The sequence below is a fragment of the Jeotgalibacillus proteolyticus genome (genome assembly GCF_050107735.1).
In the GTDB taxonomy this organism is placed as follows: domain Bacteria; phylum Bacillota; class Bacilli; order Bacillales; family Jeotgalibacillaceae; genus Jeotgalibacillus; species Jeotgalibacillus proteolyticus_A.
This window is the reverse complement of record NZ_JBNILO010000001.1, coordinates 497970-517760: the sequence shown is the minus strand read 5'-3', so window position 1 is coordinate 517760 and position 19791 is coordinate 497970. Positions and strand designations below refer to the sequence as shown.

The 19791-nt window shown below is 44.4% G+C and carries 21 protein-coding genes and 1 tRNA gene; 1 reads left to right on the top strand and 21 read right to left on the bottom strand.

What is annotated here, in order from left to right:
• Position 1: 1 nt before the first annotated feature.
• From ACQCT8_RS02660 to ACQCT8_RS02635, 6 genes are all read right to left on the bottom strand, one after another.
• Positions 2–1189 (bottom strand): phosphoglycerate kinase, encoded by a 1188-nt coding sequence (locus tag ACQCT8_RS02660; protein ID WP_426868194.1) that lies wholly within the window; start codon positions 1187–1189, stop codon positions 2–4.
• Between the two features lie 144 nt (positions 1190–1333).
• The gene (gap, locus tag ACQCT8_RS02655) at positions 1334–2341 is read right to left on the bottom strand and encodes a type I glyceraldehyde-3-phosphate dehydrogenase (protein ID WP_278240365.1); all 1008 of its coding nucleotides are present in this window, start codon (positions 2339–2341) and stop codon (positions 1334–1336) included.
• Between the two features lie 39 nt (positions 2342–2380).
• The gene (locus ACQCT8_RS02650; RefSeq protein WP_426868192.1) at positions 2381–3421 is read right to left on the bottom strand and encodes a sugar-binding transcriptional regulator; all 1041 of its coding nucleotides are present in this window, start codon (positions 3419–3421) and stop codon (positions 2381–2383) included.
• Positions 3422–3600: 179 nt separating this feature from the next.
• Positions 3601–3840, bottom strand: coding sequence for a glutaredoxin family protein (locus tag ACQCT8_RS02645; RefSeq protein WP_426868190.1), 240 nt, complete (start codon positions 3838–3840; stop codon positions 3601–3603).
• A gap of 72 nt (positions 3841–3912) precedes the next feature.
• The gene (locus ACQCT8_RS02640; RefSeq protein ID WP_426868188.1) at positions 3913–4737 is read right to left on the bottom strand and encodes a uroporphyrinogen-III synthase; all 825 of its coding nucleotides are present in this window, start codon (positions 4735–4737) and stop codon (positions 3913–3915) included.
• A 142-nt stretch (positions 4738–4879) separates the two neighbouring features.
• Positions 4880–4951 (bottom strand) — tRNA-Arg (locus tag ACQCT8_RS02635).
• A 277-nt stretch (positions 4952–5228) separates the two neighbouring features.
• Here ACQCT8_RS02635 and clpP point away from each other — a divergent pair.
• Positions 5229–5831, top strand: a complete 603-nt coding sequence (gene clpP, locus ACQCT8_RS02630) for an ATP-dependent Clp endopeptidase proteolytic subunit ClpP (protein WP_426868186.1) — start codon at positions 5229–5231, stop codon at positions 5829–5831.
• Positions 5832–6275: 444 nt separating this feature from the next.
• On the opposite strand, the gene ACQCT8_RS02625 is transcribed toward clpP, so the two are convergent.
• From ACQCT8_RS02625 to ACQCT8_RS02555, 15 genes are all read right to left on the bottom strand, one after another.
• The gene (locus ACQCT8_RS02625) at positions 6276–6533 is read right to left on the bottom strand and encodes an HPr family phosphocarrier protein (protein ID WP_426868184.1); all 258 of its coding nucleotides are present in this window, start codon (positions 6531–6533) and stop codon (positions 6276–6278) included.
• Positions 6534–6616: 83 nt separating this feature from the next.
• The gene (gene whiA, locus ACQCT8_RS02620; protein ID WP_426868182.1) at positions 6617–7564 is read right to left on the bottom strand and encodes a DNA-binding protein WhiA; all 948 of its coding nucleotides are present in this window, start codon (positions 7562–7564) and stop codon (positions 6617–6619) included.
• A 143-nt stretch (positions 7565–7707) separates the two neighbouring features.
• Entirely contained in the window at positions 7708–8694 is a 987-nt protein-coding gene (locus tag ACQCT8_RS02615) for a gluconeogenesis factor YvcK family protein (RefSeq protein ID WP_426868180.1), read from the bottom strand.
• Complete coding sequence (rapZ, locus tag ACQCT8_RS02610; RefSeq protein ID WP_426868178.1) at positions 8691–9578, bottom strand: RNase adapter RapZ; 888 nt, start codon at positions 9576–9578, stop codon at positions 8691–8693. The genes ACQCT8_RS02615 and rapZ overlap by 4 nt, the downstream gene beginning before the upstream one ends.
• Positions 9579–9596: 18 nt before the next feature.
• Positions 9597–10055, bottom strand: coding sequence for an NUDIX hydrolase (locus tag ACQCT8_RS02605; RefSeq protein WP_426868176.1), 459 nt, complete (start codon positions 10053–10055; stop codon positions 9597–9599).
• A 278-nt stretch (positions 10056–10333) separates the two neighbouring features.
• On the bottom strand, positions 10334–11284 hold the full coding sequence (trxB, locus tag ACQCT8_RS02600; RefSeq protein ID WP_426868175.1) for a thioredoxin-disulfide reductase: 951 nt from the start codon (positions 11282–11284) through the stop codon (positions 10334–10336).
• Between the two features lie 90 nt (positions 11285–11374).
• Positions 11375–12835: a tetratricopeptide repeat protein gene (locus tag ACQCT8_RS02595; protein WP_426868173.1), complete on the bottom strand. Its 1461-nt coding sequence runs from the start codon at positions 12833–12835 to the stop codon at positions 11375–11377.
• 253 nt (positions 12836–13088) lie between these two features.
• Complete coding sequence (gene hisIE, locus ACQCT8_RS02590) at positions 13089–13733, bottom strand: bifunctional phosphoribosyl-AMP cyclohydrolase/phosphoribosyl-ATP diphosphatase HisIE (protein ID WP_426868171.1); 645 nt, start codon at positions 13731–13733, stop codon at positions 13089–13091.
• Positions 13730–14488, bottom strand: coding sequence for an imidazole glycerol phosphate synthase subunit HisF (hisF, locus tag ACQCT8_RS02585; RefSeq protein WP_426868169.1), 759 nt, complete (start codon positions 14486–14488; stop codon positions 13730–13732). Before hisF ends, hisIE begins: the two co-directional genes overlap by 4 nt.
• Positions 14488–15216, bottom strand: a complete 729-nt coding sequence (gene hisA, locus ACQCT8_RS02580; protein WP_426868167.1) for a 1-(5-phosphoribosyl)-5-[(5-phosphoribosylamino)methylideneamino]imidazole-4-carboxamide isomerase — start codon at positions 15214–15216, stop codon at positions 14488–14490. Before hisA ends, hisF begins: the two co-directional genes overlap by 1 nt.
• On the bottom strand, positions 15213–15851 hold the full coding sequence (gene hisH / locus ACQCT8_RS02575; protein ID WP_426868165.1) for an imidazole glycerol phosphate synthase subunit HisH: 639 nt from the start codon (positions 15849–15851) through the stop codon (positions 15213–15215). Before hisH ends, hisA begins: the two co-directional genes overlap by 4 nt.
• Entirely contained in the window at positions 15852–16442 is a 591-nt protein-coding gene (gene hisB / locus ACQCT8_RS02570) for an imidazoleglycerol-phosphate dehydratase HisB (RefSeq protein ID WP_426868163.1), read from the bottom strand.
• Positions 16443–16509: 67 nt separating this feature from the next.
• A complete protein-coding gene (gene hisD / locus ACQCT8_RS02565; RefSeq protein WP_426868161.1) occupies positions 16510–17787 on the bottom strand; it encodes a histidinol dehydrogenase in 1278 nt (425 codons plus the stop codon).
• Positions 17788–17832: 45 nt separating this feature from the next.
• Positions 17833–18471 carry an ATP phosphoribosyltransferase gene (hisG, locus tag ACQCT8_RS02560; RefSeq protein WP_426868159.1) on the bottom strand — a complete coding sequence of 213 codons (639 nt, stop codon included), beginning with the start codon at positions 18469–18471 and terminating at the stop codon, positions 17833–17835.
• A gap of 1 nt (position 18472) precedes the next feature.
• Positions 18473–19654 (bottom strand): ATP phosphoribosyltransferase regulatory subunit, encoded by a 1182-nt coding sequence (locus tag ACQCT8_RS02555; RefSeq protein WP_426868157.1) that lies wholly within the window; start codon positions 19652–19654, stop codon positions 18473–18475.
• Between the last annotated feature and the right edge of the window lie 137 nt (positions 19655–19791).

Here is a 19791-nt window from a genome sequence, read left to right as displayed (position 1 = left end):
CCTACTCTTTGTCGTTTAGTGCGACAACGCCTGGAAGCTCTTTGCCTTCCATGAACTCAAGAGAGGCACCGCCACCTGTTGAGATGTGACTCATTTGGTCTGCTAAGCCGAATTTTTCAACAGCTGCAGCAGAGTCTCCTCCTCCGATGACAGAGTATGTATCCTCTGCATCTGCCAAGGCTTGTCCTACCGCTTTTGTTCCGTTTGCAAATGGTTCCAGTTCAAATACGCCCATCGGTCCGTTCCAGATCACTAGCTTGGACTGCTTAATTACATCGCTGTAAATTTCGCGTGTTTTTGGTCCGATATCCAGCGCTTCCCAATCTGAAGGAATGGAGTCGATGTCCACTTCTTTCGTATTGGCATTTTCAGAGAAATCATCTGCAACAATAACATCTTTTGGCATGTAGAACTTAACGCCTTTGTCTTCTGCTTTTTTAATAAACTCGTTGGCAAGGTCGATTTTGTCTTCTTCAAGAAGGGATTTCCCCACTTCATAGCCCTGTGCCTTTAAGAAGGTGTATGCAAGACCGCCGCCAATAATCAGGTTGTCGACGTTGTCGAGCAGATTATCGATTACACCGATTTTGTCTTTTACTTTTGCTCCGCCAATTACTGCTGTAAACGGGCGCTCTGGGTTGGATAACGCTTTTCCAAGCACATCAAGCTCTTTTTCCATCAGTAAACCAGAGACAGCAGGCAGGTATTGTGCAATTCCAGCTGTTGAAGCATGTGCACGGTGAGCAGCGCCGAAAGCGTCATTTACATAGACATCCGCCAATGCAGCGAATTCTTTTGCAAGATCCTGATCATTCTTTTCTTCGCCCGGGTAAAAACGGACATTTTCAAGAACAAGCACGTCACCTTCCTGTAGATCAGCTACAGCCTCCTGTGCTTTTTCCCCGTAAGCTTCATCCACTTTTTTCACATCTTTGCCCAGTAATTCGCCAAGATGCTCAGCTACAGGAGTAAGGCGCAATTCTTCAACCGCTTCTCCTTTTGGACGGCCTAAATGACTTGCCAGGATCACTTTCGCTCCTGCTTCAACAAGATGCTTAATGGTTGGCAAAGCGGCACGAATACGTGTGTCATCCGACACATTTCCGTCTTTCATCGGAACGTTGAAGTCAACGCGGCAAAAAACGCGTTTCCCCTTCAGTTCAATTTCTCTCATGCTCTTTTTGTTCATTGCAAAAGGCCTCCTTATGGTGGGTTGAGGGGTTGCTTTGAAAAAAGGGAGGGGGAACCATCCCCACTCCCCGTTATCCCCTCTAATTATAGAGGATGAAGTGGTTAAAAACCAATCATTCTTCTATAGTAAAAAGGTTGGATTTTATAGTCCTTTTTCAGCCATGAAAGCAGCTAGATCAACACAACGGTTTGAATAGCCAGTTTCATTGTCATACCAAGAAAGTACTTTTACCATGTTTCCTTCAAGAACCATTGTTGAAAGACCATCAACAATTGAAGAAGAAGTATTGCCATTGTAATCTGTTGATACAAGCGGCTCGTCGCTGTATTGAAGAATTCCTTTAAGGTTTCCTTCAGCAGCTTCTTTAAGCGCTTCGTTTACTTGATCAGCTGTTACTTCCTGATCAAATTCAGCTACAAGGTCAACAAGTGATACGTTTGGAGTCGGTACACGCATTGCCATACCATTCAATTTGCCTTCAAGCTCTGGAAGCACTAGAGAAACAGCTTTCGCAGCACCAGTTGATGTTGGAATGATGTTCTCAGCAGCTGCACGGGCACGACGGTAGTCTTTGTGAGGCAGGTCAAGAATCTGCTGGTCATTTGTGTATGAGTGAATTGTTGTCATCATACCGCGTTTAAGACCAAATTTATCGTTAAGAACTTTTGCAAATGGAGCAAGACAGTTTGTTGTACAAGAAGCATTTGAGATTACGTGGTGGCTTCCTGCATCGTATTTGTCTTCGTTAACACCCATTACAAGTGTGATATCTTCATCAGAAGCTGGCGCAGAAATAATGACTTTCTTCGCTCCGCCTTCAAGGTGCTTCGCAGCGTCTGCACGCTTCGTGAAACGTCCAGTAGACTCGATTACTACTTGAACTCCAAGGTCTCCCCATGGAAGCTGAGCAGGATCTTTTTCTGCAAGGACTTTGATTTTATGACCGTCAACGACAAGATCGTCTCCGTCTACAGTTACTTCAGCATTCAATGTTCCGTGAACTGTATCGTACTTAAGAAGGTGAGCAAGCATATTAGCATCAGTTAAATCGTTTACTGCTACTACTTCTACCTCCGGGTTATTTAGTGCTGCACGATATACGTTACGTCCAATACGTCCAAATCCGTTAATACCAATTTTTACAGTCATGAATAAGTTCCTCCTTCATAATTTTGGGGATGGTTAAATCTATTTTAAAAGGGATGACCCTTTCAAAAGCTCTTTTGCTGCTCCTTCGTCTGTGATCAGAGTCGAAGAAGACTGAGGCGTGCCTTTAAAATACGATTGAATGGCATTCGCCTTGGATGCCCCTCCCGCAACAGCAAACACGTTGGGGATGGAAGCTAAGTCTTTCAATTGAAGGCCGATCGTTTTAACTTTGTGTACGATTTTCCCGTGCACGTCAAAATAGTAGCCAAATGCTTCTCCTACTGCCTGACCTTCAAGAATGGTTCTGAGGTCATCTTCACTTGTGTTGCGGCGCTTTGCCATTGTAGCGGCATCGCCTATTCCATGAAGAACAATAGAAGCAGAAGTAATTAAAGCCATAACTTCCTTGATGGAAGGCTCCTTCATAATGGATTCATACATTTCCCGGCTTACCTGATCCGGCACATACAAGACGCGATGCTTGGCACCTGACTTTTGAGCCATTGTGGCACAAATGACATTCGCCTGGTTTTGAACGTCTTCCCCAATGCCGCCTCTAGCCGGAACAAAAAGCATATCCGGTGAAGCAAAGTCCGGGGTAAGCATCCCTGCAACAGACGACATCGTTGTGCCTCCTGTTACTGCGATAGTAGTATGGTCGGTTACGCAGCCCTTCATGCTTTGAATTGCAGCACGTCCCAGCTCTTCTTTCACCCATGGCGAATCGTCGCTGTTACCCGGTACAATCATGACACGCCGGACACCGAGTTTTTCCTTTAAGGAATCCTCCATTACGTTTATACCCACTATTTCATTCATCATGCGTTCAAGCGGCAATAAGATGTCGAATCCATCTTTTGTTAAACTCATACCTGAAGCATGAATATGAAGCAGATCCTGTGATTTCAGGAATTCTACCTCACTCCGCAAAACGCGCTCAGTCATCCCAAGCGATTGGGCCAGACTTCTTCTTCCCACGGGCTGCAGAAAACGAACGGATCGCAGAATATGATACTTCTGCTGTAAATCATCAAGCAGGTTTGGCACCAATCGCTTTTGGATGTCAATAAATGTTGGCATAAAAAAGCTCCTTTTTTAAGTTGGTGTGATCTTTTATGTATTCCCTAACTGACGGTAAAATATCGAGCTGGACATTAATAATCCCTCATAGACATATTATGTCCCATTAAGGATAAAAAAAAGATCCCTGCTGCATTTTTAATCATAACAGGGAATGATTTAGGTTACAAGCAATATTGTCAAGTGTTTTTTTGCAAACGTTTACTTAGCGTAGGGTAGTCCACTTGACCATACTGAATGATTTCCCCGCCTGTTTTTATAACCGGAATCATAAGCCCGAATTCTTCAGTCCATTCATCCCGCTCATTAATATTTTTTTCCTCTATTATAAAGGACTGATCCTCCTGCACGAGTTTCAGCATGATTTTCGCTTCCTCGCACAGGGGGCAGTCAGGCCGTGTATAAAATTCCACAATCATTGGCATATCCTCCTATATCTTATTCTGGGGATCAATACTAGGTAAGGGCAAATCACCCAGAGGAAAACATCTTTATAAATGAGAAGCGGATTCTTTTTCAATATACTTTGCAAGCTCTACGATCATAGCGCCCATCCGCTCCCGCTCCGGCGCTATATACCGGCTTACTCCTTCGTCTCTCAATGCTTCTGACGTTACTTTTCCTACTGAAACGGCAAGCACATGCTCTTCAAACACCTGATGAATACGGTCAGTCAGATCTTTTTTTCTCGCATAATCAAAAAGTGACCTCACCTGAATTTGTGTGGTAAAGCACACTGCATCTGCCTCGCCGTTCAGCAGTTCACTGCATAGCGTTCCGACGGTTTCTTCATCCGGTGGAATATGCTGATACGGAAGAACCGTCTCAACCTCCGCTCCTTTGTTTTCAAGAAATGAAACAAGGCTTGGCGCAGACTCTCCGTTGAGCTGAATCATCACATGCTTCCCGTTAAAATCCACCTCTGCAAGCGAACGAATCAGCCCCTGCGTAGAGCCATCTTCGTCAACAGCTAGAGGCTTAAGCCCGTTTCTTTTTAAAACGTTTAGGGTTTTATAACCTCGGGAAGCAATTTTTGCCTCTCTCAGTCTGCACAAAAATTCCTCCTCTTTTCCCATGTTACGCGCTATTCGCAGCAGCGTTTCTGTTCCGATACCCGTTGTGAAAATAATCCAGTCTGCGCCGTCCTCAATAAACCGGGCAACAGAGGGTTCCACTTCTTTCTCTGCTAAAAACACCGTTCCCTGGAGAGGCCGGCTGACCGGCTGTCCACCCTGTTTTTGAATTAATGCACTAATCTCTTCTATCTTTCTCGATCCGCCGATGACGATCGTTTTGCCTTCAAGTCCTTTTGCCATACCGAGCACTCCAATCCGTTCTTATTGATTTGATTTAGTTTAACATGATTTATTACTAGTGAGGAGAGAAAACAAGCCGGCATAGAAAAAGCAGCCATTCCCTTAGTGGGTATGACTGCTTTTGGGCTTAAATATTGGTGTATGCCCTCGAAGGGAATCGAACCCCTATCTCAAGAACCGGAATCTTACGTGTTATCCATTACACCACGAGGGCAAGTTTAAAAGTAACAATAGTACAAAATAAAATATATATCCTCATATGGGTTCTTTAAGGACACTTGATTATTATAATAGACAATTAGAGGATATGCAATAGTAAATGTCGAATCCTCTTTGTAATGCCTCAAACTTGTTAAACGTATAGGTGAATGGGTATGATGGTAGTAATACCGTAAGCAGGAAAATCAAACATATGATTTGACCTTTCCTGACCTTAGATGTATGATGACAATACATATCTCATATGAAGAGAATCAAAGGAGGCATTTCGGATGAATTTAATTCCAACAGTTATTGAACAAACAAATCGCGGCGAGCGTGCGTATGACATTTATTCGCGCCTGCTAAAAGACAGAATCATTATGCTTGGAAGCGGCATTGATGACAATGTAGCCAATTCAATCGTTTCGCAGCTTCTTTTCCTGGAAGCAGACAATCCTGAAAAAGATATTTATCTTTACATCAACTCTCCGGGCGGAAGCATTACAGCCGGAATGGCAATCTACGATACGATGCAGTTTATTAAGCCAAAAGTTCAAACCATCTGCATTGGTATGGCTGCTTCAATGGGCGCGTTCCTGCTTGCTGCCGGTGAAAAAGGCCACCGTTACGCCCTGCCAAATGCTGAAGTTATGATTCATCAGCCACTAGGCGGTGCTCAAGGTCAGGCAACTGAAATTGATATTGCAGCGAAACGGATTCTTTTCCTTCGTGACAAGCTTAATCAAATTCTTGCAGACCGCACTGGTCAGGACTTTGAAACCATTCAGCGCGACACAGAGCGTGATAACTTCATGACAGCCGGCCGTGCGAAGGATTATGGCCTGATCGACCAAATCATGGAACGAAACGATATTACAGAAACAAAATCATAAGAGAATTAAAAGAAGACCCGGCCATTTCATTGGCGGGTCTTCTTTTTTACATCTAAACTGCGGATCACGCTCTGTTCTTATTAAACTTCACAATGCTTGGCAGGAGCCAGAAACCAATAATTGCACCTGTTATAATACTGCCGATAAAAAAATTTCTTTCAAACTGCCCATTTATAAGGCTTAAGACTATGGCGAACAGTCCTAATAATGCCGCAAAGGACAGGCTTAGTACCACTCTTTTCTTTTTAATACTAAAACTCCTTCTGCGTTTAACATATAATTCTATGAGGATTGCACTATGTCTATTCCCCGTTTCAGTCTTTTTACACTTGTCAGGACCTGGTGGTTTCTATTCCATCTGTCAGGTCTGGTAAATGCTTCGCTTCTAAATAATTTGGACAAATAAAAAACCCCTGCAAAATTCAGCAGGGACGTTGCGACAAGCTATTTTTTTTCTTCCACGTATGATGCAAGCGATTGCAAAGCCTCTTCTTCGTCCAACCCCTCTGTCATAAGCGTAAAGGTGGTACCCGGTCCTAATGCTAAGCTCATCAGTCCCATGATGCTTTTTGCATTAACCTTTTTTCCGTCCTTCTCTATAAATACGTCTGCTTTATAACGTGTGGCTTCCTGTACAAAAAGTGCTGCCGGCCTAGCCTGCAAACCGGACTTCAAATTAACCGTTACGTCCTGTTGCTTCATTTAACATCCCCCTCATGTGGTCATATTACAGTTGAAAGCTTGATTTGTATTCTTGTCTATACCACAAATCAGCCTATTCAACCTTAATTTTCTACCATTTCTCCTTTGCGGAGCTTTTCTGCGATCTGATCAATCTTCCTTAATCGATGATTAATGCCTGACTTGCTGATGTTTCCTCCAGAAACCATTTCACCGAGTTCTTTTAGTGTCACATCCTGATAGGCAACTCTTAATTCTGCAATTTCACGTAGCTTGTCCGGCAGGATGCTTAACCCTGCGTGCTTTTCAATGAATCGGATGTTCTCCACCTGACGCAGAGAGGCTCCGATGGTTTTATTCAGGTTTGCTGTTTCACAGTTTACCAGACGGTTAACCGAGTTCCGCATGTCGCGGACAATCCGAACATCTTCAAAGCGGAGCAATGCTTGGTGAGCACCGATTAAACTGAAGAATTCAGTGATTTTTTCTGCTTCTTTTAAATAGGTGATAAAGCCTTTTTTGCGCTCGATCGTTTTGCTGTTTAGCCCAAATGTATTCATCAGCTTACTAACTGAATCATTGTGCTCTTCATATAATGTGAAAATTTCCAAATGATAAGAGGAAGTTTCAGGATTATTCACAGACCCTCCAGCAAGAAATGCGCCGCGCAAATAGGCACGCTGACAACATTTTTTACCTAGAATGGAAGGAGAGATTTCATGATTAATGGAAAAGCCCTCTTCCAGGATGCTGAGATCTTTTAAAATTTGCTGTGCCTGCTCTACCACTCTTACTATATAAACGTTATTCTTCTTAAGCCTCATTTTTTTACGAACAAGAAGCTCGACCTGAATAGCGTAATTTTTTTTAATTAACGTGTAAATTCTTCTGGCAATTGCTGCGTTTTCTGTTTGAATATTGACAACCAGCAGCCGATTGGAGAAAGAAAGCGATCCGTTCATGCGGATAAGAGCAGACAGCTCTGCTTTTGCGCAGCAATCGGCTGCTTCGATCTGAGTCAGCTCTTTTTTCGTTTCTGATGCAAATGACATACTCATTCACCAGCCTTTCTTCAGATCATTGAAAACTGCCTTATCTGTTATTGTGCATCCTGAGACTCTTCTGCTGATCGATCTCAGATGCTGCATACAAACTAAAGGCTGTTAACTGATCTGATTTGTTACTCGTAAAATCTTTACCGATACTTAAAACCTCGATTTTCTTGGAGCAGTTTTGCAATAATAGACGCCACCCGTTCCGTATCGTGGCGGATGAGTCCATTATGGTGTGTAATAATTTTATCATAAACTGCCTTTAGACCGAGACCCTGAAGGCGATCGACATCAAATTGTACGGGTTCTGCCATTTCTTTATCATAAAGGGATTTTACTTCCATCGGAATTTCTTCGTTGTTTACGAGAACATAATCCAAAAAGTGCTCTCCCATATGTTCATAAAGAGCCTTAATATGATCTCCGGCTGTATAGTTGAGCGTTTCACCGGCCTGCGTCATTAAATTGCAGATATAAACCTTTGGCGCTTTGGAGGCAAGAACTGCTTTACCTATATTTTTCACAAGCAGATTGGGAAGGATGCTTGTGTATAACGATCCCGGTCCAATCACGATCATATCCGCTTCCTGAATCGCTTCTACTGCCTGCGGCAACGCTTTCACGTGTTCAGGTGAAAGAAAAACCCGGCTGATTTTTTTTCCTGAGAACGGTATTTTAGATTCACCCTTGATGATGGAACCATCCTCCATCTCTGCTGAAAGAAGAATGCTTTGATTGGCCGAAGGCAGCACCTGCCCCCGAACATTCAATACCTTGCTCATTTCCTGTATGCCATGGGCAAAATCTCCTGTAATGGAGGTCATTGCGGCAATAATGAGATTTCCTAAAGCGTGTCCGCTTAATTCATTCTGGCTCGCAAAACGGTATTGAAACATTTCTTCAACCAGCGGCTCTACATCAGATAAAGCTGCCAGTACATTTCGAATATCACCCGGAGGCGGTATGTTTAAATCTTCCCGAATTCGCCCTGAGCTCCCGCCGTCATCCGCTACTGTCACAATGGCTGTTAAGTCAAGAGGCTGGTTTTTTAAGCCCCGGAGAAGCACAGATAACCCTGTGCCCCCTCCAATTACAACAACTTTTCCTTGCTCGGAATGCTTTGGTGTCAACTTGTTTTCCTCTTGCGTTTTTCAATATCACGGTGGGTAATTCGTGTATGATAATCTTTGGCAAAGGAACGGGCAATTTCCTCAGTCAGAGCGACAGAACGGTGCTGGCCGCCAGTGCAGCCAATCGCTACAACAAGCTGGCTTTTTCCTTCACGCTTATAATGCGGAAGCATAAAGGTTAAAAGGTCCAGCGTTTTTTCTAAAAACTTTTGTGTCTCGGTCCATTTCATGACGTATGTTGACACTTCCTCATCAAGACCTGTCTGCGGCCTCATGTGGTCAATATAGTGCGGGTTGGGAAGGAACCGCACATCAAATACGAGATCCGCGTCAATTGGGATTCCATATTTAAAGCCAAAAGACATGACGTTTACAGTAAAAAGCGACTGTTTATTCGCTGAGAATTCTGCGAGTATTTTTTCCCGCAGTTCTCTGGGCTTTAACGTGGACGTATTGTAGATTGTCTGAGCGCGCCCTTTTAAGTCCTGCAGCAAAAGCCGCTCCTGCTCAATTCCTTCGAGCGGCAGACCAAGCGGCGCGAGAGGGTGGGAGCGCCGTGTTTCTTTATAGCGTCTGACAAGTGCATCGTCGTCGGCATCCAAATAAAGAATTCGCGGGGTTACATAATCAGATTCGTGAAACTGATCCAGCGCCTTAAACAGCGAATCAAAGAATTCTCTGCCTCTTAGATCCATTACCAGCGCCACACGATTCATTTTATTGTTCGATTCCTTCATCAGCTCTAAAAACTTTGGCATCAGTGCAGGAGGAAGATTATCTACACAGAAAAAACCGAGATCTTCAAAGCTTTGAACGGCGACTGTTTTACCCGCACCGGACATTCCCGTTATAATGACCAATTCAACATCATTGACAGCTGACATAAGGACTCCCCCTTTTTCTTAATTAGGATCTAAACGATAAGAAAGAAGCTTAAAATCCTTCGTATACGTAAATGTTCCATAAATAACGCCTTGACCGTGCGCTACATATTCCAATATATGTCGGTCGCCTTCAGCCATATCGAGAGTTTGGATCGCTTCTACCGGCTGCCATTGAAGAATGCCCTCCGGCGATTCATCCATAATGACGCCATCTCCCTCAGTAGCCAAAAACGTAAACATCATCCACTCTGAAACAACTTCATTGCCTTCTTTAATAATAAATGTAAAGATTCCTTTAATATCTGGATTTTTAACATAAATACCGGTTTCTTCCCGGTATTCCCGAATACAGGCATCGCGTACGGATTCCCCTGCCTCCATCTTGCCGCCTGGTGCAACCCACCAGTTTCTGCGGGGCTTTTGAAGCAGCAGTGCCTGCCCATCTTTTATATAAACACAATTTGTAATTCGCTGCATTTTATCACCTGCTTAATTTTGCTCATTCATTTTATTATACATGCTTTTAAGTCCCTGAACAATTAGGGAGGACCATGCGAGGACGAAGAGAGTCCATTTTGACAAATGCCATCGTGCCCAGTATACAAAAAAAGGGCACGGACAACGAGGTCCGTGCCAAAAGTAATCTATAACTAAAAGGGGGTCAATTACTTATGGTTCTACTATACCCCTAAAGTATTGCACTGCTGTTACAGTGAAGTAACGTTTCCATAAAGTTTTTGTATAGACAGGATTTTTTATTGTGCGACTTTTAACGCTTCCTTTAATTCTTCTACATAATGCTGAACAGCTTGTGCTGCTATGCTTCCGTCACCGGTTGCAGTAACAATCTGGCGAAGTGTTTTGTCCCGTACGTCGCCTGCTGCAAAGATTCCAGGTACATTTGTCTGCATGGTGCCGTCTGTTTCAATGTATCCCTCATCGTTAAGAATTTTCAACGATTCAAACGGTTTCGTAAGCGGGACCATCCCTATATAAATAAACGCTCCATCTGCTGTAAAAGGACTCTCTGAGCCGTCTTCTGTTGACATAAGCGTGACAGACCCTACTTTTCCATTTTCCTCGTTAATTTCTTTGACTGTGTGATTCCAGATAAAATCAATTTTATCGTTATCAAAAGCTCTCTGTTGAAGGATTTGCTGAGCACGAAGCTTATCCCGGCGGTGCACGATCGTTACTTTGTTTGCAAAGCGGGTAAGATAGATGCCTTCTTCTACTGCAGAGTCTCCACCGCCCACAACGACAAGGTCTTTTCCTTTAAAGAACGCTCCATCACATACTGCACAATAAGAAACGCCGCGGCCGCCAAGTTCTTTTTCACCTGGCACACCTAGTTTTTTATATTCTGCACCGGTAGATAAAATTATGGAACGGGCTTTATATTCTTTAGATCCCGCTTTAATCGTTTTAAACTCTTTGCCGTCAATGATTTCTTTTACATCACCGTACGCGTATTCTGCTCCGAATTTTTTTGCATGATCAAACATTTTATTAGAAAGATCCGGACCGAGGATGTGGTCAAAACCAGGGTAGTTTTCAACATCTTCTGTGTTCGCCATTTGTCCACCTGGCACGCCGCGTTCAAGCATCAAAGTGGAGAGATTTCCCCGTGATGTATAGACTGCTGCAGTCATGCCGGCCGGACCGGCTCCAATAATCACTACGTCATAAATTTTTTCTTCTGTCATGAAAATACACTCCTTTTCGTACACCTAAGTGGTTTCCACTTCATCCACATTTATCGTAATGTAAGAGGAAGCAGGCGTCCACTAATCTGCTTAAGGCAGATAATTTTGAATATCACTGATGTATTTACGCATTGTTGCTACCGATATGCCGTGTTTTTGCGCGACTTCTTTTTGCGAAACGCGGTGAGCTCTTACTTTTTTCCAGGAATATTCAACTGCGGCGGTAAGAGCTGGGATGTTTTTAAACCCGTACATTTCCTCAGAGGCAAAAAATACAATGTGAAACCACATATAATAAAGCCCTTTGTTTTCTTCCAACGCCGCATCAAATGAATGATTCAGCAGCAGAGCAACCTCGTGCGCCCGTTGAAGAGGATTTTGATCCAGTCTGCCACTATGGTTGTGCAGCAAATTAAAATACTCTTCTTCCACGCTTGTAAAGTATGCGGGCGGTATTTGACCTGTTAAGGATGATCCCGCCATTGATGCTTTAAACAAAGAGAATAATCTTTCCTCCGGATACATCTCTTCGGAAAGTGTCTCATCGTCAGAATTCTTGTTCCAAGGCTCGTGCCCCTGTTTTTCGGGCTGCTCATCAAGCACTCTCTTCCATGCGTCTTCTGCCACTTTCTTGTGACCAGAGTGCCAGGCGGAATGAGAGAGCCAGAAGTAAAAGCCTGCGTCTCCTTCAAAGCCTCTTTTAACTAGGCTCTTCAGCCAGCCGTACGCTTTTTCGTGCCGTCCAACAAGCGCAAAAGTCGCTCCCAGCTTAAATCGATGCTCGTATAAAAACGGACGGACAGACTCAAGCGCATCCATCAGCTGCTCTAATTCATCGACTCTTTCCTGATAATGATAAAAAACAGCCAGGTTGCAAAGAGCATGCAGATTGCCAGGATTTCGATTCAGCACTTCTGTCAGCAAAGCCGTCGCCTGCTCGGTTTCGCCAAAATAAAAATAAGCCAGAGCTAAATTATTATAGGCAGACCAATAATCAGGGAACCGCTCAATTACTTCTTCAAGCAGGTCAATGGCTTCTTTAAATTTTCCTTCAGCAAGCAATTTCCCTGCCTGCTCCTGGTGCATAATCAGTTCATCCTGATCTAAATCCTCATCCCACTCTTCTTCTTCCTCTTCAAGGGACATAAGCTCAAGCAAATCCTCTGCATCTTCAGCAAATTCACCGTCTTCATTCAGATCCAGGTAAGCAGTCGCATGCTTATAGGCCTCCTGAAAAAGTCCAAGATGAGCAAAATTATTGGCCATAAAGTAATGAATCTCTGACATTGAAGGATCCAATGTATTCAAGACATGCCGCAGCTTGTCATTTGAGCTTGCAAACTCGCCGATTTCTGTCTCGATAATCGCAGCCTGGACTAAAATCATCGGTTCTTCCGGCTCTAATTCATGCGCGCGCATAATATATTTCAGCGCTTTATCTAATTGACCACGCTGATACATGGCCATTCCTCTTCTGTAATAGCTTTCTCCAGTTGGATTAAACGGATACACTTTTCCCATTCTTTCCGTTTTTTTCGATCCTTTTTTCATGTATAGCCTCCGTACATTGTAGTAACCAACCAATGATAGCATATTTTCCGATTCACCTGTAGAAATTAAGCTGATTCATGAAAAAAGAATTATGATGTAAAGGGTATAAATTCCAGCAGCAAACTAAACTTCTTCAATAGAATATGATCGTTTACCCGTTCTGTTCCTGTTTCAGCGCACCGAATGATTTCGCTTATAAGAATTATTTAAAAAAGTGATCCCCGATTTACCTGAGGATCACTTTTTTTAAAAATTATTTTTTGGGTTTATTATGCCGCTCTTCCAGAACGTTCAGCACCTCTTTAAATGGCAGCTTCTGCTCACGGAGCAGCACCATCGTGTGGTAAAGAAGGTCTGCCGTTTCCCATTTTAACTCTTCTGCATCACGGTTTTTGGCCGCAATAATCACTTCAGAGGCTTCTTCTCCTACTTTTTTCAGAATTTTATCCACACCTTCTTCAAACAGATATGTGGTATAAGCTCCTTCCGGCCGCTCTTCATCCCGTTCAGCTATTAAGCGTTCGAGTTTGGTGAGCATGCCAGCTGAGTCTTCACTCAACTGAAGTGTTTCATTTTGATAAACCGTTTCTTCAAAGCAGGTTTGAGCGCCCGTATGGCAGGCAGGTCCTTTAGGCAGCACGCGAACTACAAGAGAATCCTGATCGCAGTCCAATTTAATTTCAGCGATTTGCTGCGTGTTGCCGCTGGTTTCCCCTTTATGCCAAAGCTCTTCGCGTGATCGGCTCCAAAACCATGTTTCTTTTGTTTCCAGTGATTTCTTCAAGGATTCTTCATTCATATACGCAACTGTCAGCACGTCGCCGGTTTCAGCATGTTGAACCACAGCCGGCACTAGGCCGTTCTGGTCAAAGCGAATGCGCGTTATATCCAAACTCATCGTACATTCACTCCTTCTTCTTTTAAATGCGCTTTTACTTCTGCAATGCTTGTTTCTTTATAATGAAAAATAGAAGCGGCAAGCGCAGCATCGGCTTTTCCATCCCTAAATACTTCTGTAAAATCCTTTGCTTCTCCGGCTCCTCCGCTCGCAATCACCGGTACGGATACAGCTTCGCTTACCGCTTTAGTCAAGGCAAGATTAAAGCCTTTTTTCTCTCCATCGCTGTCCATACTCGTCAGTAGGATTTCCCCCGCTCCAAGGTCAACCGCTTCCTTTGCCCAGGCTACAGCCTCTTTATCGAGAGGTTTTCTGCCACCGTGAGTATAGACGCGCCACGTTCCAATCGTTTCATCCCACTTCGCATCAATCGCTACCACAATGCACTGAGAGCCAAAATAATCAGCTCCCGCTTTGATTAAATGAGGATCCAACAGAGCAGAAGTGTTCAGAGACACTTTATCTGCCCCCGCCCGAAGCAGCCTTTTCATATCCTCAAGTGTTTTAATTCCGCCGCCTACTGTGAAGGGAATGGCAAGCTCTGATGCGACGTCCTGTACAACATCCACCATCGTTTCCCGGCCTTCATGGGACGCGGAAATGTCGAGAAACACGAGCTCGTCTGCTCCCTGCTCATCGTAGGCGCGAGCGAGTTCAACTGGGTCGCCTGCGTCGCGAAGCTCAAGGAATTGAATGCCCTTTACCACTCTGCCCTCTTTTACATCCAGGCAGGGAATAATCCGTTTTGCAAGCATTAAGAAACCTCCTCAACTGCTTCTTTCACGGTAAATTTGTTGGTGTAAATGGCCTTTCCGACAATGGCTCCAGCCACACCACTTCCTGATACTGCCTGCAGAATACGAAGATCTTCAAGAGAACTGACACCGCCTGAAGCAATAATCTGTGCTCCCGTCGCTTCAGCGAGTTCAATAACCGCGTCTACATTGGGGCCGCTTAACATGCCGTCCGTCGCAATATCGGTAAAAATAAAGGTTTTGGCTCCAGCATCTGCCAGCTCCTGCCCGAGGTCCACAGCACGGAGAGCAGAGGTTTCAATCCAGCCATGCGTAGCAACATAGCCGTCTTTTGCATCCAGTCCAATCGCGATGCGGCTGCCATACTTGCCAAGCCATTCCTTTACAAGCTCTTTATTAGTTACAGCAAGACTTCCAATGATAACGCGGTCCACTCCCTGATCCAAATAGTGAACGACATCTTCTTCTGTACGGATGCCGCCGCCCACCTGGACTTTTGCCGGCAATTCGTTTACGACACGAAGCACATGCTCGTCATTAATTCTTTTGCCGTCTTTGGCTCCATCAAGATCCACCATATGAATCCATTCAGCGCCTTCTTCCACAAATTGCTTTGCCATATCAAATGGAGAATCTCCATAAACCGTCTCCTGATTGTAATCCCCTTGAGTCAGCCGGACACATTTTCCGCCTCTCATATCGATAGCCGGATAAATTGTGAAACTCATTTGAGCACCTCCGTCGTTTTTACATAGCGTGTATAATTCCGAAGCAGCTTGATCCCTAAGTCTCCGCTTTTTTCAGGATGAAACTGCATGCCGAATACCCGGTCTTTCCCCACCACTGCAGGTACTTCTCCAAAATAATCCGCTGAAGCAACTAATGTATCTTGATCGTGTTCTGCAATATAGTATGAATGAACAAAATACACATGATCCTCTTCAAGCGCTTCAGTTAATGGCGACTGCTTATGAAAATGTAATTTGTTCCAGCCCATATGCGGCACTTTATAGGATAAACCATCCTGATCTTTTCCGCTAAAATGAACCGCTCTGCCTTTCAATAAGCCAAGTCCCTGATGCAGCCCGTTTTCTTCACTTTCTTCAAACAGCAGCTGCATGCCGAGGCAGATGCCAAGAATCGGCTTGCCCTTTTGGACCTGTTCTGTAATAAAAGAAGCGAGGCCTGTTTCATTTAATAGCTTCATAGCATCCCGAAAAGCTCCCACGCCTGGAAGAATCAGTGCCTCTGCGTGAGCCAGCTGTTCTTTATTGTCACTGATTAAATAGGGAACCTCCATGCGTTCAAGAGCTTTTGAAACACTGAATAAATTACCCATTCCATAATCGACGATTCCGATCATTTACAACATCCCTTTCGTTGACGGCACACCTTTCACACGCGGGTCGATGGTGGTTGCTTCATCAAGCGCCCGACCCAGCGCTTTAAATATGGCTTCAATCATATGGTGCGTGTTATGTCCGTAATGAACATTCACATGCAGGTTCATTCTTGCTTCTAGCGCAAGCTTCCATAGGAACTCATGTACAAGCTCGACATCAAAGGTTCCTACACGGTCTGTTGGAAAATCAGCTCTCATTTCAAGATGAGGGCGATTGCTTAAATCCACCGTCACCTGAGCCAGCGCCTCATCCATCGGGACAAAAGCATTGCCGTACCGCTTAATTCCCTTTTTATCACCTAAAGATTCCAAAAGCGCCTGTCCAAGCACGATCCCGATATCTTCCGTTGTATGATGATCATCGATTTCGGTATCTCCTTTTGCATCAATGGAGACATCAAATTGACCATGCTTTGTAAATAGATCCAGCATATGCGTCATGAACGGCACAGCTGTTTTAATTTCCGACTTACCCTCTCCATCGATCGAAAAGGTTAGATTAATATTCGTTTCGTTCGTTTTACGGTAAAAGGAAGCTTGTCTATTATTCATTGTCTGGTCCCCCTAAACATCTGCTTCTATTGTAAATTCTACTTTTATTTCTTAAGCATTGCTTTTCTTACCGGCGATTTTTCGAAAAACGGGCTTCGACTGCCCGCGCATGCGCTTCAAGACCTTCAAGCCGGGCAAAATGAGCCACTTTTTCAGCATTTTCAATAAAAGCTTCCTCGCTGTAGGCGATTATGCTGGACTTTTTCACGAAATCTTCTACAGAAAGCGGACTTGAAAATCGAGCGGTTCCGCTTGTCGGCAGGGTGTGATTAGGGCCTGCAAAATAATCTCCGATCGGCTCTGAACTGTATCGTCCAACGAAAATCGCACCTGCATGACGGATTTTCCCTACAGTTTCCATTGCATGTTCAAGCTGGATTTCAAGATGCTCCGGTGCGATCTGATTGACCGCCTGAACCGCTTCTTCAAGGCTTTGTGCAACGTATATTGTACTTTGTTCGTTAATTGCCGCTTCAGCGATTTCCTTCCTCGGCAAATCTTCAAGCTGATGGCGCACCTCTTTTGATACGGCTTCCGCAAGCTCTGCAGATGTCGTCACAAGGTTGGCTTGGGACAGCTCCCCGTGCTCTGCCTGTGATAATAGATCTGCAGCCACTTCCTTTGCATGCGCGGTGTGATCAGCGAGCACGGTGATATCACTCGGTCCTGCAATCATATCAATATCAACGATTCCAAACACTTCACGCTTTGCTAGTGCAACAAAAATATTCCCGGGACCTGTTATTTTATCAACGCGTTCAACAGATTGTGTTCCGTACGCCAGTGCAGCGATCGCCTGTGCTCCTCCTATTTTATAGATTTCCCTGACTCCGGCAAGACGGGCTGCTGCTAAGACACCAGCCGGCACTCTGCCATCCGGACCAGGCGGTGTAACCATAACCACACGTTTCACCCCAGCCACTTGAGCAGGGATGGCATTCATCAGTACGGAGGACGGATACGCGGCTGTTCCACCAGGCACATAAATTCCGACTGCATCCAGCGGGGTAACCTTTTGACCAAGAATGGTTCCATCCTTTTGTGTGGTCATCCACGACTGCTGAATCTGTCTCTCATGAAACGCAGTAATATTGGCAGCTGCTTCATTTAAAACAGACCACGTCTGTTCATCCATTTCCAGTACGGCTGCATCCATTTCATCGTCTTCCACCTTTAAGGATGAAAGTTCAGCTCCGTCAAACTGAGCAGTGTATGCTTTAACTGCCTGATCACCGTTTTGTCTGACATCTTCAATAATGGATTGAACGCTTTTCCGCTGCTCTTCTGTTCCCTGATCAAGAGAAGGACGGGGGATGGAGTAGTCGGACAAATATCGTATATTCATAAGGATTATTCCTTTCCTTTCGGGATTAACGCTGTTTTTTCCTGCTTAACGGATTGTTTCTTTAGAAATCACATCATCAAGACGATCGACCATTTCCTGAATTCGCTGATGCTTAATCCGGTAGCTGACCGGGTTAACAATAAGGCGGGACGTAATATCCACGATCCGCTCATATTCCACGAGTCCGTTTTCCTTCAAGGTCCGCCCGGTAGACACAATGTCCACGATTCGGTCAGTAAGTCCGATAATTGGAGCAATTTCAATTGATCCATTCAGTTTGATAATTTCCACCTGTTCGCCCTGCTCCCGAAAGTAGGATGATGCTACATTCGGATACTTTGTGGCTATTTTAGGTGCTACTTCATTCATCACGGTATTTGGCAAACCGGCTACAGCAAGATAGCAGTGACTGATCGCAAGGTCGAGGAGCTCATATACATCACGCTCTTCTTCAAGCATGACATCTTTCCCTGCGATGCCAAGATCTGCTACCCCGTGCTCTACATACGTAGGAACATCCATCGGCTTGGCCAGAATAAACCGGAGTTTTTCCTCCGGCACCTCAATAATCAGCTTTCTTGAATCATCAAATTCGGGCGGGAGTCTGTAGCCTGCATTTTTCAGCATCACAACAGCTTCCTCGAAAATTCTGCCCTTAGGCATCGCGATTGTTAATTCCTTCATTTCAGACGCCTGCCTTTCCTGATCTGCCTACCATCCATTCCACTTCTGTGAATTGAGCAGTGAAACGATCCATATCCTTAACACCCGTTACATCCTGACTTATGACCTGCCTGCCCTCTGAGCGCAATTTATAAGTGAAATCAATCGCTTCTTTTCTTCTTTCCGCTGAAAACAGAACCAGCAGCGTTTCACTTTTTTCTGCCTGAGGGGATAAAGCTTCTATTAAATAGTCAAGCCGTATGCCGAATCCTGTTGCTGCCACCTGAGCCCCAAACTTATGAAGAAGGTGATTGTACCTTCCTCCATTGCCAAGCGAATATCCCACTTTGTCCGCATACACCTCAAATAAAACGCCTGTGTAATAGCTCATGTGGCTGACGAGTGAAACATCCATCGTGACATATTCAGTCAAACTATACTCCTCGAGAATCGAAAGCAGCTCTTCAAGCTCAGATAAAGGCTCTGTTCCCTTTTCGCCTTCTAAAAGCTCACGCGCATCCTGAATAGAGTCGCCATCTCCTCTGATCGTCAGCAAACGAAGGAGCCGCTGCTTATCAATGGAAGAAAGCGAAAGCGATTCTACATGCTTGCGGTAGCCGACATAGTTTTTATCGTATAAGTATCTTTTCAGCTGCTGAGCCCGTTCTTCCGTGCCGACAATTTGCAAGAACAATTCCTGCACAAATCCCATATGTCCAATGGAAATAGTAAAATCCTCGAGGCCGGCTGTCCGGAGGGAAGAAATAAGAAGTGCGATGGTTTCCGCATCACCGCTGACTGAAGCATCCCCAATCAATTCAACCCCCATTTGTTCAAACTCTGCAGGACGGCCTCCTTCACGCTGCTGCGCGCGAAACACATTCGCAGAGTATGCTAGCCTTAACGGATTGCGGTCTTTTAATAACTTTGATGCCGCTACTCTTGCGATAGGCGCTGTCATATCCGGCCGAAGTACGAGTGTTCTTCCCTGCTGGTCGAGAAGCTTAAACAGCTGTTGATCCAAAATAGCTGAAGCTTCCCCTACCGTTTCATCGTACTCCAAAGTAGGAGTTTCTAAGAATTCATAGCCCCATGCAGCCATCTCACTTTCTACATGTGAGCGGATTTGCTTTTTCATCTTATATAGATGAGGAAATGTGTCTCTCATTCCCATCGGTTTTTCAAACATAAACAACTCAGACATAATCAGGACAACCCTTTCTATTTGGAAAGTGTTTTTTAAATAATCTCATACTTTGATTCATACCTCCACTTTCAAGCCGGAAACCATCCGATTAGACTGTGAATGCAATAGATCAATCGTAATCCTTTAGTTCGCTA